General features: G+C 39.8%; 14 protein-coding genes and 1 pseudogene. 5 read left to right on the forward strand and 10 right to left on the reverse strand.

What is annotated here, in order from left to right:
• Nucleotides 1–134: 134 nt before the first annotated feature.
• The 3 genes from LI091_RS11070 (at nucleotide 135) to LI091_RS11085 (ending at nucleotide 3,183) form a co-directional block, all read left to right on the forward strand.
• Nucleotides 135–449 (forward strand): hypothetical protein, encoded by a 315-nt coding sequence (locus LI091_RS11070; protein ID WP_008394181.1) that lies wholly within the window; start codon nucleotides 135–137, stop codon nucleotides 447–449.
• A 327-nt stretch (nucleotides 450–776) separates the two neighbouring features.
• Nucleotides 777–2,498: a MobA/MobL family protein gene (locus tag LI091_RS11080; RefSeq protein WP_156724234.1), complete on the forward strand. Its 1,722-nt coding sequence runs from the start codon at nucleotides 777–779 to the stop codon at nucleotides 2,496–2,498.
• Nucleotides 2,476–3,183 carry a DUF6040 family protein gene (locus LI091_RS11085; RefSeq protein ID WP_008394183.1) on the forward strand — a complete coding sequence of 236 codons (708 nt, stop codon included), beginning with the start codon at nucleotides 2,476–2,478 and terminating at the stop codon, nucleotides 3,181–3,183. The genes LI091_RS11080 and LI091_RS11085 overlap by 23 nt, the downstream gene beginning before the upstream one ends.
• 195 nt (nucleotides 3,184–3,378) lie before the next feature.
• Here the strand turns inward: LI091_RS11085 and LI091_RS11090 are convergent, their stop codons facing one another.
• The 6 genes and pseudogenes from LI091_RS11090 to LI091_RS18640 all read right to left on the reverse strand — a co-directional run.
• The gene (locus LI091_RS11090; protein WP_006859032.1) at nucleotides 3,379–5,706 is read right to left on the reverse strand and encodes an ABC transporter permease; all 2,328 of its coding nucleotides are present in this window, start codon (nucleotides 5,704–5,706) and stop codon (nucleotides 3,379–3,381) included.
• Between the two features lie 14 nt (nucleotides 5,707–5,720).
• Complete coding sequence (locus LI091_RS11095) at nucleotides 5,721–6,386, reverse strand: ABC transporter ATP-binding protein (RefSeq protein WP_006859033.1); 666 nt, start codon at nucleotides 6,384–6,386, stop codon at nucleotides 5,721–5,723.
• 151 nt (nucleotides 6,387–6,537) lie between these two features.
• Nucleotides 6,538–7,569, reverse strand: a complete 1,032-nt coding sequence (locus tag LI091_RS11100) for a sensor histidine kinase (protein WP_006859034.1) — start codon at nucleotides 7,567–7,569, stop codon at nucleotides 6,538–6,540.
• On the reverse strand, nucleotides 7,566–8,255 hold the full coding sequence (locus LI091_RS11105) for a response regulator transcription factor (protein WP_009265522.1): 690 nt from the start codon (nucleotides 8,253–8,255) through the stop codon (nucleotides 7,566–7,568). Before LI091_RS11105 ends, LI091_RS11100 begins: the two co-directional genes overlap by 4 nt.
• 249 nt (nucleotides 8,256–8,504) lie before the next feature.
• Nucleotides 8,505–8,744, reverse strand: coding sequence for a DUF6061 family protein (locus tag LI091_RS11110; RefSeq protein ID WP_006859036.1), 240 nt, complete (start codon nucleotides 8,742–8,744; stop codon nucleotides 8,505–8,507).
• Nucleotides 8,745–9,050: 306 nt separating this feature from the next.
• Nucleotides 9,051–9,119 (reverse strand): annotated as a pseudogene (locus LI091_RS18640) (LPS biosynthesis protein); the annotation flags it as partial.
• A gap of 177 nt (nucleotides 9,120–9,296) precedes the next feature.
• Here LI091_RS18640 and LI091_RS11115 point away from each other — a divergent pair.
• Nucleotides 9,297–9,500, forward strand: a complete 204-nt coding sequence (locus tag LI091_RS11115) for a hypothetical protein (RefSeq protein ID WP_044960377.1) — start codon at nucleotides 9,297–9,299, stop codon at nucleotides 9,498–9,500.
• Between the two features lie 30 nt (nucleotides 9,501–9,530).
• On the opposite strand, the gene LI091_RS11120 is transcribed toward LI091_RS11115, so the two are convergent.
• Nucleotides 9,531–9,773 carry a cation-transporting P-type ATPase gene (locus LI091_RS11120; protein WP_015526489.1) on the reverse strand — a complete coding sequence of 81 codons (243 nt, stop codon included), beginning with the start codon at nucleotides 9,771–9,773 and terminating at the stop codon, nucleotides 9,531–9,533.
• A gap of 332 nt (nucleotides 9,774–10,105) precedes the next feature.
• On the opposite strand from LI091_RS11120, the gene LI091_RS11125 reads away from it, so the two are divergent.
• The gene (locus LI091_RS11125; protein ID WP_265191167.1) at nucleotides 10,106–10,837 is read left to right on the forward strand and encodes a DUF5714 domain-containing protein; all 732 of its coding nucleotides are present in this window, start codon (nucleotides 10,106–10,108) and stop codon (nucleotides 10,835–10,837) included.
• A gap of 33 nt (nucleotides 10,838–10,870) precedes the next feature.
• On the opposite strand, the gene LI091_RS11130 is transcribed toward LI091_RS11125, so the two are convergent.
• The 3 genes from LI091_RS11130 to LI091_RS11140 are packed head-to-tail and all read right to left on the reverse strand — an operon-like array spanning nucleotide 10,871 to nucleotide 13,823.
• A complete protein-coding gene (locus LI091_RS11130; RefSeq protein WP_265191168.1) occupies nucleotides 10,871–12,046 on the reverse strand; it encodes a DVU_1553 family AMP-dependent CoA ligase in 1,176 nt (391 codons plus the stop codon).
• A gap of 20 nt (nucleotides 12,047–12,066) precedes the next feature.
• A complete protein-coding gene (gene trsS, locus LI091_RS11135; protein WP_092071066.1) occupies nucleotides 12,067–13,392 on the reverse strand; it encodes a radical SAM (seleno)protein TrsS in 1,326 nt (441 codons plus the stop codon).
• The gene (locus LI091_RS11140) at nucleotides 13,389–13,823 is read right to left on the reverse strand and encodes a DVU_1555 family C-GCAxxG-C-C protein (protein WP_021650124.1); all 435 of its coding nucleotides are present in this window, start codon (nucleotides 13,821–13,823) and stop codon (nucleotides 13,389–13,391) included. Before LI091_RS11140 ends, trsS begins: the two co-directional genes overlap by 4 nt.

A 13,823-nucleotide genomic window follows, 5' to 3' on the forward strand; every position in this document is an offset into this window, starting at 1 on the left:
GGCTTCCGAAGAAACCGCCAAAGGTTCTATCAGACCGAAGCCATGATATACCTACACGCAAGAAGATTATACCATGTGCTTCTTCTGATACGCAACCGAGAACTTATGTTTGTGAAGGAAAGGAGAATGTAAGAATGGCAAAATCAACAAAAAGTTATGAAGAACGAATGCTTGAAATGGAAAAGAAGGAACAGGAAAGCCTTGAAAAAGCAAAACGATATGCAGCACAGAAGAAAGAACTTCTAAAACGAAAGAAAGCCGAAGAAAGTAAAAAACGAACCCATAGGCTCTGTCAGGTTGGCGGTGCGGTGGAATCCGTTCTTGGTGCGACTATTGAGGAGGAAGACATCCCAAAGCTGATTGGTTTTCTGAAAAAGCAGGAAGCCAATGGAAAATTTTTCTCAAAGGCAATGCAGAAAGAAACAAATACCGATATGGAGGAAGTGTAATGGCGGAGGGGATGAGTTTTTCATTCCCTTCATTGCTTTTTCATGAAGGGCGCACTTATGGACAACCAGAGGTCGTCCCAATAAGTTTGCCACAAGTGGCAACCGGTCTGCGCTCACGCTTGCCGGGCTCGTTCCGTCGGCGGGGCTTTCAGCCAGACCTGCTCATGCCACAGGAGGCACTCTTCGCCAGAGAGGCGCATTCCATGCAGGCTGCTATGCGCAGGGCACTCTTACGCAGAGGGTGTTCTGGCAATGCTGCCTTTTCTAAAATCGAAAGCAATGTTGCTGGAAATCTATACCGGATGTGCAGAAAGGAGGAATCCAGATATGGCGATTTTTCATTACACAATCAAAATAGTCGGACGAAGTAAAGGGAAATCTGTTATCTCCGCTTCCGCATATCTCAATGGGGATGTGATGAAAAACGAGGAAACAGGGAGAATCAGTTATTACACTTCTAAAAAAGAAGTGGTCTACACCCGGCTGATGATGTGCGAAAACGCACCTCCTGAATGGCAGATAGTACCAGAAGAAAATATAAAACGCTTTCAAAAATCTGTCCGATACAAAAGGTCAGAAGATAAAGAAGCTGCTTTAAAAAAATTCAAAATCACATTTCAGAAACAGAGGTTATGGAATGAGGTATTGAAGATTGAAAAAAATGCAGATGCCCAACTTGGCAGGTCATTTGAATTTGCCCTCCCCAAAGAATGGAGCAGACAGGAACAAATTCAATATACAACCGACTATATCCAAAAAACTTTTGTAGATAGAGGAATGTGCGCTGATTGGAGTATCCACGACAAAGGGGATGGCAACCCCCATGTCCATCTGCTTCTAACTATGCGTCCTTTTAACCCGGATCATTCTTGGGGAAAGAAAGAAGTCAAGGATTGGGATTTTGTCAGAGATAAAAACGGAAATATCGTGATTGATGAATCCCATCCGAACTGGTGGCAGGATAAGAAAAACCCTGACCGTCATGGAATCCGTATCCCTGTATTAGACGAAAACGGAATTCAGAAGATTGGAGCAAGAAACCGCCTGCAATGGAAACGGGTGCTGACCGATGCTACTGGATGGAACAATCCAAAAAATTGTGAACTGTGGCGGAGTGAATGGGCAAAGGTATGTAATGAACATCTGCCTTTGCATAATCAAGTTGATCATCGTTCTTATGAAAAGCAGGGAAAACTCCAGATTCCTACCATCCATGAAGGAGCTGACGCAAGAAAGATTGAACAAAAGTTTTTTGCCGGGCAGGAAATAAAAGGCTCGTGGAAAGTAGCGGAAAATCAAATCATAAAACAACAAAACACGTTATTGCAAAAGATACTAAACACCTTTGGGAAAGTATCGGGTGCATTATCATTATGGAAGGAGCGATTAAATGACATTAGAAGAAAGCCGGGAAATTATACCCTTAATGGAATCCATGATTGGTCAAATCGAAGAACAGCAGAACCTAATGGCAGAAATGATTCTGGAAATGCAGAACCGGGACACTCAACTCTCTCTTATGCAAAAACAGAATCAGAAATTACAAAAATTAAACAACGAGTTATCCGAGCTGCTCAACATTTTGCCAAATACCGAGGAACTGCTTTCCAAGATGGAAGAACAGAAAACGAAGATAGAGCTTTTGGAAAACGAAAATCAGCAATGGCAGAAATTGGCACAGAAGCTGAACAGCGAAAACAGTTTATTACTGAAACAGAACACCGAATTGCTGAACTGGAACAGCAGATAGAGAAAGGACGTGATATAGATGAACGAATCCAGAGAATCAAAGAACGCCGAACAGTTGGAAGAACTTCTGCTCCTGACCGAGGAGATACAAGAAGAACTAGAACAGAAAGAACAGCTTATCGTGGAACTGAAGACGCAGCTCAGCGAATCTCTGACCTTGAACGAGAAATTAAACAAAGAGAACAGAGCCGGGAATATTCAAGCATTAAAGAACGACTTGAAGCTGGCAGACAGAGCATTGCGGATCGAGAAAGAGAAGTTGCGAAGCGCAAACGTCATGATAGAGGAATGTCAAGATAAAATATGCTATTTAACACAGGAACGGGATTATGCCCGGACACATCAGAAAATCGTAGAAATACCGGTAGAAAAGCCGGTACTCTATGAAAAATGTGAAGCCTGTAACCGGACAGCCTATCAGAATGCAAAAGCAAAATACGAAACACAAAAAGAGCGACTTGCAGGACAGTATAAAGCAAAAACGGTAATGTTCCAAACAACCTTGTTCCTTCTTGCATGGTATTCGTTGACAACCACTCTTTTTCAGGCAGTACAGTCAGATATGTTCCTTGTCGATTGTAAATCATTCTTCAATGATTTAGCATCATTCATACAAACCTTTGTCGGATGGACGATTGATGCCGGGCATTCTGCGGCACAGATTAGTACAAAAATTCCAAATGCTTTTATAGCCGGAATGGTATATTGGTTATTGCTAATATTGATTGTAGGAATATGTATGGCAGGAACAGGGATGCTGGCGATACTGATAGAAATAAAGGTTATAGAATTATATAAGAAAAACTGTTGGGATGTTATTACTCTACTAATGATACTGACAAGTGTTGCTATTGTCATTTATTTTGGAGAATCAATCAAAAAAGTACTGTCAGTAAATCTTCTATTGCTTTTCGTACTTTCGCAGGGCGCATATGTTGGAATTAGATGTTATCTTAAAGTTTGGTTAGAAAAAAGACCATATTAGTATTTTCAACTTACTGTATAGACAGTAAAATTACTCCATACCAGCCTAGTGAAAATTTACTGTATGAAAAGAAGTATTACAGAGAAAAAAGGCTGTAAAAACAGGAACAGCCAGCCCGAAAGAATTTACGGACTGGCTGTATCAGCAGAGTAATGTAATTGTGGAGCTGACCGAGATATGAAAAGCTTTCTATCATCAATTTCGCATTATTGCAATAACAGATTGCTTCTTCCATGAATGAATAAGCAATATTGTCATCAAACTTTCAAGCATAAACATAGCAACAGCAAAAAGAGTAAAAGCAACAACCGGAAATACAAATCCCGTAGACATGCCTGCATTTTTCAAAAATATACCGATTGCATATCCGCCGGGGATTCCAACAACAGCAGTTATAAGCAATGCAATCAAAGTAGTAAAAAGACCTTCCATCATAAATGCTTGCTTCAACTGCTTATTTGTCATACCAATAGATTTTAGTGTGCCCATTTCCTGTTTCTGTGATAAAAGATTTGTCACAGTAAGATTGATTTGATTGATGACCGCAAATATCCACAAGATGGCTGCAATCGCATAAGCTAATGTAAAACCTGCACGATTGTCTGATTGGTGTTCTACAATAAAATCTTGAAGGGTTTGTAAGCGAACATCCCTATTGTCAGAAACGAGTAATTTGAGTTCTTGCTCGATTATCTCCTGATATTCAGCTTCTGCTTGTATTTCGATTGCGTATGTACAGTCATAACCTGCAAGTTCTTTGAGCATATTTTCCGGCATTCTGAAAATATAGCCACCCATTCCATCATTGCTGGAAGTGATTGCACCAATTTTGAATGCTTTTGTTATTGTTTTACCACTATGATTTTTGAAATTAAAGGTCACAGTATCCCCAATTTGAGGTTTCCAATGGTAAACATCATAAATACGTTCGGGATCACTTACAACTAATTCTGTATCATCAGTAATATTTCCAGACAAAACCGCTGCATTTAGCGACGCCAAATCCTTTTCATTATAGCCGAGCATCAAGGTGCTATCTGAAATATCATTGTCTGTTGAGAAATCAACTGGTACGGTAGCATAAGTAAATATATTGCTAACTCCCTCTATATCTCCAACACGCTTTACATAATCAGAAAAATATTCTTTCTGCAAGAGAGCATCCAAATTTTCACTTTCGTTTTCTAAATCAATGCTGATTTTGAAATCTCCGTACTTCATATCCCAATAACGAGCCATACTCTCGGCATTAAAAGAACTCTGATAACTTGCTGCAAGGAAAAATATAACTCCGCACAGTCCCAATGATAAAATGGTCAATAGAGATTTTTTTCTGTTTCTGGAAAAGCTGATTTTCGCTAAATATACAGGCGTAATACGATGTCTTTTGTGAGTGCGGTAATTTACAATTCCCACTGGATTTTTCAGGGCGGAAATTGGAGAAGTATTCGCTGCAATTTTTGCTGGTTTACGAACACTAATATAAACAAGCAGTATTCCAAAAAGGCATGCGCCACATAGAGAAACAATAAATGCAAATACTGACCAGCCTTTTGATTGCAGACAATAGCTGATGATCGTTCCCATGATACTACCAATTAAAATCCCCGGAACTGCAAGCATATAACCCTGTTTAAGAACTATTTTATAAATTTGCTTTTTACTTGCCCCTATTGTCCGAAGCTGTCCGAACTCAGCAACTTTTTGTCCAACCGAAATATAGAAAATGCTGTAAATTACAAGTGCGGCAGCTAAAAACAAAATGGCAGCAACTACACCATATACCGCATAATTACTGAAGGACAAAGTTGTATTTACATAATCATAGTAACTGCTGACTGTCCAATTATTCAGTCCAGTCTCCTCTGAAATTTGAGATAATATTTCTGTTGCTTCGTCTTTTGTAAGGGTATCTGCATTTTCAAGCCAAACATATCCATTAAGCAGGTTATTTCCACGTAATTCCCGGCATTTTTCAAGTGAAACAAAAACAGGATAAGCGGTAGAAGTTTTATCATGATAAATACCAACAATAGTATAATTCTTCAAAGTACCATCCAGATTCAACTGAACTATGGCGTTGATTTCCGGAGACTTATTTTCACTGGCAAAAAAGGCATCTGTAACAGCAATTTCACTTGCTTTCTCTGGATATTTTCCGTCAAAGGCAGGAATCAAACTAAGCATGTCATCATCATAATAAATCAGAGACAGTTCTTTAGAATTTTCTTTCACTGTTTTGATATTACAGGAAAGTCCTACACTTTTTACTTCTTCGTTTGCTAACAACTTTTCTTTACTGTCCTGCGTAATGTCAAAGAAAATCCCTTGATGTAATCCTTCGATTTCTTTCTGATTTTGATAAATGATATTTTGCACTGTGAGCAACGACATCATTATCATAGCAACGGCTACAATAATTGCCGAAAGGCAAAATAAGTTTTTCTTCTTATCAAAACGCACACTTTTTCGTGCTAATTTTTTAATTACTGCACTGGTATCATTTTCAAAAGGATAATTCATAATTCCCACCTCCTTTAGCCAACAATTTTACCATCTTCAATCCGTACAATGCGGTCTGCGAGTTGAGCGATCTCGTTGTTGTGAGTAATCATTACAATGGTCTGATTAAATTCTCCGCTGGTATGCTTCAAAAGCCCTAACACATCTGCACTGGTCTTGCTATCAAGATTTCCGGTCGGTTCATCAGCAAGGATAATCGCAGGCTTCGTAATTAAAGCTCGTGCAATCGCTACACGTTGCTGTTGACCGCCTGAAAGATTGTTCGGCATATTTTCCAGTTTATCTTCTAAAGCCAACATATACACAACTTCGTCCATAAATTTCTGGTCTACTGTATCGCCATCCAGTTCCACAGGCAGGACGATATTTTCATATACATTCAAAATCGGAACCAGATTATAATTTTGGAAGATAAATCCGATGTTACGACGGCGGAAAATTGTCAATTCATCATCATTCTTTTTTGCGAGTTCTTCTCCCCGTACAATCACGCTGCCGGAAGTGGGGGTATCAAGTCCTCCCATCATGTGAAGCAATGTAGACTTACCGCTGCCGGAAGTTCCAACTACGGCAACAAATTCTCCCTGTTCCACAGTAAAATTTACACCATTAAGGGCACGAGTAATATTTGGTTCTGTGCCGTAATACTTCTTTAAGTCGATTGTTTGTAAAATGCTCATATTCAAATGCTCCTTTCAAGGCTTTCTATCTGTTGATAAAGCCATTGTAAACCACAAATGTTACACAAATGTCCGAGATAGAAAAAATTTTTATCGAAAATCAGAGTGAAATGTTACAACGCTCGGACATTTCAAAAAAAGTGGTTATATCTTACCTTACAGGAAGCATAATAGAAAATTCTGAGCCTTGCCTCAGCTCTGAAACAACCTTGATATAGCCCCCTTGCCTTGTTACAATCTCACGAGCCAAATACAAACCTATTCCCACACCCTGTTGATCGTGTACTTCTTCCTCACGATAGAAGCGCCGGAAGATGGCAGCCTGATTGCTTTCTGAAATGCCCTTGCCGGTGTCGGTCACTTTGACCTCTACGTACATTTCCCACTGAACCACTGATACAGAAATCTTTCCACCTGACGGAGTGTATTTTACTGCATTGTCCAGCAGATTGAAAAGGGCTTCGCTTGTCCACTTGCTGTCATGGGAGATTATCAAATTTTCCGGGCAATCCACGGATACAGCAATTTCTTTTTTCTCTGCGGCATATACAATACTGCTCATGGCTTGTGCAAGCGTATGGAATAAGCTGCTGTCTTTCTTTTCTAATCGTATTGCTCCGGTTTCCAACCGGGACGTTTTAACCAGTGCTTGGAACAGAAAATCCAGTTTATCAGTCTGACTACGTATGCCTTGTAAAAAGTCCATCCGTTCTTCTTCTGAAACAGGCTTTGTTAAAAGTGTGTCCGTTACCATTTGCAAATTGCTGACAGGCGTTTTAACTTGATGTGAAATATCAGAAATCAGCATTTGAAGCTCCTGTCGTTCCATGTCTACCTTGTGCCGGTTTTTCTGCATAATCTCATACAACCGAATTAAGCGGTGGTTGATACGGGCAAAAAGAGTTTCACTATCATTTGACTTTTGTAATTCCTCGTTTCCATCAATCATGTTGTCCAGCGTCCGGCACAAATTAGAAGTAAAATGAGAAAGGCGTTTTCCAAAAATCAGCACCAATAGCCAAATCCAGAAAAACGCACAGAGTGTCAATGTTCCACCCACTATAAAAATTCGTATATCCTGCATTATACCGCCGAAAATACCGGTAATTACCAGCATAGAGAAAACCATGCCAGCACTAACCAGTCTACAAATTTTCTTAGCAGAAAGGTTATTCAGATTCATTTCTTTTCGCCTCCTGTCCATTGATACCCCATACCATAAACCGTTTTGATATATGTGTCGCCATCCGCTTCAATCTTACTGCGAATACGGCTGATAGAAGTAGTAAGGGTATGTTCATCTACATATTTTTCATCAACATCCCACAGTTTTTCTAAAAATTGTTGGCGAGTAAGTACCTGCTTCGGATTTTTAAGAAATAGGTTCAACATTTTATATTCCATCGCAGAAAGTGCTAATGGTTTCCCGTTCAAACTTGCAAATTGTTCCGAAAAATCCAGAAACAAGCTACCATCCTCGTAAATATCCTTAGCTGGTTTGTGATGCTCCAACATAGCGAACATGGCTTTGATTTTTCGCTGCAAAGCACTAATCGAAAAAGGTTTCGTGATATAATCCACTGCACCAGCTTCATATCCCCGTATCTGATTGCTTTCCTGATCGTTGGCAGTTAGAAATATAACTACTGTATCAGGATGCTCTGGCTTGATAAGACGGCATAGGTCATAACCATTTCCGTCTGGTAAATTTATATCCAGCAATACCAAATCAAAAATGTTTGTTTTTAATGATTCAGCGGCTGTCCTTGCATTCAGAACAGAAGTTATTGTGTAACCGTCCAATTCCAAATTATAAGTAAGCGTTTTATTCAAAAGATTATCATCTTCGACAATTAAAATATGCTTCATATTATCACTTCCTTTTCTTTTTGCAGATAGTATAACAGGCAAATGTCCGAGAATTGTTACAAGGACAAATATATTTTTCATTTTACAGCTTTTTTCTGTGTACTGCAATTTTATAAAAGAAAGGACAGCAGTGTCAAATTGCTGTCCTTTCTTTTATCATAGCTGGTAGTGTAGAAGCGTGGGTTCATCATATCGGGTGTGGTATCTTTAACTACAGGAAACTCCCTACAACACTATCTCACTTCTTGCTTAATAAAGTTCTAATGAATCTTCTGTATCCACCCACATCTGTAAATTGCCATCAAGATATAATCTTGCATATTCCAAAGGCTCATCCACAGCCAATGAAGTAAGCGCACATTCTGATCCATATGTGGTTTTTAAATTTTTTTCAGCTTCCCAGCAATCAATGCGAAGCATATATCCAGCACTTGTGTAAACATCAATACTATCGTGGTTTATATTATATTCTGCATAAATTGTTCTCATCGTATCTTATCTCCATTTTCTTTTGATAATCAGTTACAGAGTTAAATATCGAAAACATTTCAATCAGTTCACCATGTCGTTATTGTTATATGTTATATTGTGTTATGAAATTTTCTTTCCCTTAATTTTTCCCATATTAAGGTTCATGAAAAGCAATGGGAAAATGTAACACAAGGGAAAGAGTAAGGGAAAGTTCACTTGCTACAAACTTAGTATTTTCAAGGGTTTGCGAAGAATTTGATAATCAAATATAACAGTTATTAAATTTCCTAAAATATGTGAAATATCAACTGGAATTTGACTTGCCTATTTTCTTAAAATCTCATGTGGAGCTTCTATTTCATTTGCCAAGGTATGCTCTGTTAACTCTGACATTCCATTGTGCATTGTTGATTTCAAAACATTGGAAATTTACTCACTACATGATTACTGGAGATCATATTTTGTCCGAGATTATTATGTAGAAATGGATTTTGATGATAATATAGTAAGAACAGAAGTATTTTATTTGCCAGAACGTCAATAACAAATATGGGAAAGAGATGGTACTACATGGGAATAATTAAATATTTTAGAAAAAAGTACTGGGAAGCAGCCATTTTCAGAGGTGGGCGACGTATACCATTTACCTGTGATGGATTAACAGCTGTTCCTGATAGCGCCTATGCATTGTTTACTGAAAAAGAGTTAGAAAAAATTTACGAAGAAAGAGATATTTTTCATGAGCGGCTAATGCATATGATTGATTCTTTTTAATCACATGTACATCAGAGTTTTATATATTACTTATGATATTGTGCCGGCTTTGTCGCTTTGTATCAGCCGAATGAATACAAGAAAAGGAGCTGTCGGGAAATAGACAGCTCCTTCAAAGAAAATCTGCAGGATACCTTTCTTCTTTCCTTCTGTAAGTTCATTCCACCCACACTTTTCTCTGGATCTTTTCACCTGTTCACTTGTAAGCCCAGATTTCTTGCCATTCACCCTTTCAAGAACCTCTTCTACCGTCTGCTGATAAATTTCCTTCATCACTTCCGCCTCATCGTTTCTAAGTATTTACTACCTGAATTTCTTATGCAATGAAAGACCTCTTTGAAAAAAATATAAAAAAAAAAGACCTTCATTGCATAATAAAAAATGCAATAAAAGTCTCACCATTTCCTTATGATACCGGATGCTTCCACCGTACTGACAACATCACAAACGCAATTTGTTAAGCGCAGGTTACTCCCCTTTATTGGATCAAATCATATACCCAAAGTAACATGATTGTCAAGATACTTTATCATTACTTTTTCATTTTATGTTATACTTTTTACATCATTAACACTATTAAAATAAATTCTCCGGAGGTGAATCAAATGGATCATACGAATAATTCCTGTTGTTGCGGTGAAGCGGAACATTTTTCCGGATGTCTGATTTGTGGTGCTCCTATTACGTATCGTGCTGAAAGCTCTATTCAGACGTGCAGCATCTGCCATAAAGAGCAATTAACCAATGCGGTCTGTGAAAATGGTCACTTTATCTGTGATGCCTGTCACAGCTATGGCACATATGCTCCGGTAATCACGACACTCAGAGACAGTACAGAAAAAGATGCTTTGCTTCTTCTGGAAAAAATTATGGATCTTCCATCTGTACATATGCATGGACCGGAGCATCATGCAATTGTCCCATGTGTTCTTCTGACAGCGTTTCGCAATAATGGAGAACATATGGATTACAATGCTGCACTATCTGAAATCTGTAAAAGAGCGAAGCAGGTTCCGGGTGGTACCTGTGGTTACTGGGGTGTCTGTGGAGCTGCTGCCGGAGCCGGTATTTTCATGTCCGTTATGACTGGATCCAGTCCACTTCACAAAGATGCATGGCCGTTTCCTCAAAAACTTGTTTCCATTATTTTATCCAGACTGGCAGATGTTGGTGGACCTCGCTGCTGCAAACGTACCAGCAGAATTGCCATTGAAGAAGCCGTTCATTTTTACAGTCAGTTTTGTTCTGTAAACATTCCGTTGTCTTCTATAACGTGTAAATACTGCGAAGATAATCGCGAATGTATCCAGGAAGATTGTCCATACTATCCTGAATAACAGGCAAGGCAGTGATTCCATGATACCACGAAATCACTGCCTTGTAACTCGTTTGCCAGGATACAGCGCCCCATCTTCCCACTTTGCTTTTTTGCAGTTCCATGAACAAATATCCTTCTCTTCCAAAACACTCCTGATTCGTTCTTCTCCATTGTCCGATGTAAAAAGCGCTGTAATTTCCTTTTTTCCATCTACAATTTTCACACAATAATCTACCAGTTCCGGAATCTCAAACAGTAATTCATCCATCTCTCTGATACTTCCCAATGGATCCATCCGCTTTACAAAGTCCAGGCGTTTTATTTCACTTCCACAGAGGCATCTTCCTGGAATGATCCTTGACCAGTCACCGGTTCGATATCGAATCAACGGCTGTGCTTCCATTCCAATGGTTGTAATCACCAGTTCTCCCCATTTACCGTCCGGCAGCACATTTCCGTTCTCATCTATAATCTCTGTAATACAATGGTTTTCCCGCATATGCATGCCCTCATGCGCCGTGCAGCAAATGGCACCTCCAAGCCCCATCTCTCTAGAACCATAGTGCGGCCAAAGTCGTGTTTGCAGAATTTCTTCGATTGCTTTCATGACAGTTTTCGGACAGGCATCTCCGGATACCAGTGCTCTTTTTATACTGCCTTTTCCGCACATTCGAAGCATGGAAAGCAATGCCGTCGGCATTCCCACATACGTATCCGGCTGCTCCTCTTCCAGAATCCTGTTCAGTTCGCCATAAGTTCTTCCTGTCCCGGTTGAAAGAGGTTTTGCTCCCAGACGTCTGATTGCCTCCGCGATCAGTTCTCCTAATCCAAAAGGACCTGAAAATGGCATAGCCACCATCGTTATACTTCCAGGATAAATAAATTCACCCAGACCTGCCATAAAAAGTTCTATGGTGTGTTCACAGTCTCCCTCTGTATAGAATACACGTTTACCGGCACCGGTAGTTCCGCTTGTCTGTTCTGATATCACTTTCTGGACTTCCCCCTGGGAGCAAAGCAGCATCCTGCCTCCATCTCGTGCCAGATCTGTTTCTGTCGTAAAAGGAAGGCTTCTCAAATCTATCAGGCTTTCCAGTCTTTCCGGCAAATCTCGGTAAAAACCCTCTCGTTCTTTCTCTCTCTTCAGTACAATATTTAATTTCTCCAGCTGTATTCTGTGTATTTCATCTCTTGTAATCTCTGTAATACCTTCCTGCTTACAGATCATTGCATCTATATTCGATCGTTTCACTTTCTGTATAAATATATTCCTTTCGAATTCGTCAGATTATATGCACAAAACGGCACCATTCCATAATCAGAATCCACCTCGCAGATATAACATCTTTTCAGACGTTCAAGATCCAGATTCCATGCATCCTGAAAAATCATCCCTGATACTGCAAAAGTTTCATTATGAACCCGGATCAGGAATTCATCCAGCGCATCTGTCTGTGTCATTTCTCCATCATCAAATTTTTTTGTGCTATAGCTCCACTGATTTTCCACATACTGTCTGGAATTATCGCTGGTAGTACAACAACATCCTCTGCCTGATTTCTTTTCCAAAAGTTTCAGTTCCCTCTCACCTTTTTTCAGATAACTTGCATGAAAAGAACAGTATGGATTCTCTGCTCCACCACCGGCGAAATCCTTGCTTTTCATAAGCCCGTCAGTCTGTTCCTCGATCAGCTTCAACATCTTTGGTATGGTAATCGGAGCTTGTGGACGCTGCTGAGAACATCTGCCAAAATAGCTGATCGGCTGGAAATGTACTCCTCTTACAAATGGCATATGATCCATCGCAAACTTCAGAATATCTCCAACCTGCATGTCATTTACTCCTGGCGCAATGACAGGTACCAGGGCAATTCCCAGTTCCGCTTCCGAACAGTTTAACACAGCCTTTTCTTTCAGTTCTATCATAGAGCGTCCGCGCAATGTCTGATACACATCATCTGTGACACCGTCAAACTGAAGAAATACTGTATTCAGTCCTGCTTTTTTTAGTTTTCTGGCATATCCTGCTTCCTGCGCAAGACGGATTCCATTGGTATTCAATTGAAAAAATGTAAACCCTTTTTCTCTACCCATATGTATGATCTCCGGAAGATCCTCCCGCATGGTTGGTTCTCCACCTGAGAGCTGAATATTGAATGGTCCTCCATGATCCATCAGAAAATCATATTGCTTTTCTATTTCATCAATTGAAAGATCACCGTTTTCCAGACATTCTCCTGCCGAAGCAAAGCAGACCGGGCAGTGCATATTGCAGCGCTTTGTCACTTCCAGTATCATACAACAGCCTTTTCGTTCGTGCTCCTCACAGAGTCCACAATTATCCGGGCAGGATTTCTCTTTGATTTTGGGATTTACCGGAGTCTCCGCAGACAGGTTTTCTCTTCCCCAGGAAAGATACTCTGCTGCCGTTCCTTCCCAGATCAGTGTCTGAAACTTTCCGTGGATATCACATTCTTTCACCAGATAAATGCCATCTTCACCGATACATTTTTTAGCCGTAAGTACTTTCATACATATCGGGCATACACTTTTTGTTTTACCCAGCGTAATCATAGTTCCAATATTCCCCGTTCTGTCAGTATTTCTATCACTTTCGTATAAGTATCTGCAATCAGCGCAGGACATTGCTCCATAATCACTCCCCAATCCAAATTAGAAGTGATATCCTTACAATAAAAAGCACCAAATTCTTCTTCGGTCTTCTTATGGAACCACTGATATAATTCCTGCACAGCCGGTTTCATCTGTATATCTTCTTTCTCCTGCGGAGCCAGATTGCCAAGGAACAAACCTATCGCACAGGCTCCTCCTGTTAGGCAGCCACAGGTATCTCCACAGTAACCGATCCCACCGCCAAGACCTCCCAGAGCCTTTACAAGCTGTGGATTTTCCTCACCTATGGCTTCCAGTGTCATAATCATAACCATTTGTGAGCAATGATAACCCATACTGCTAAGTTCTATGATTCTTTCATAAAGATCCAT

The organism is Blautia sp. MSK20_18 (assembly GCF_020553125.1).
GTDB lineage: Bacteria > Bacillota > Clostridia > Lachnospirales > Lachnospiraceae > Blautia_A > Blautia_A fusiformis.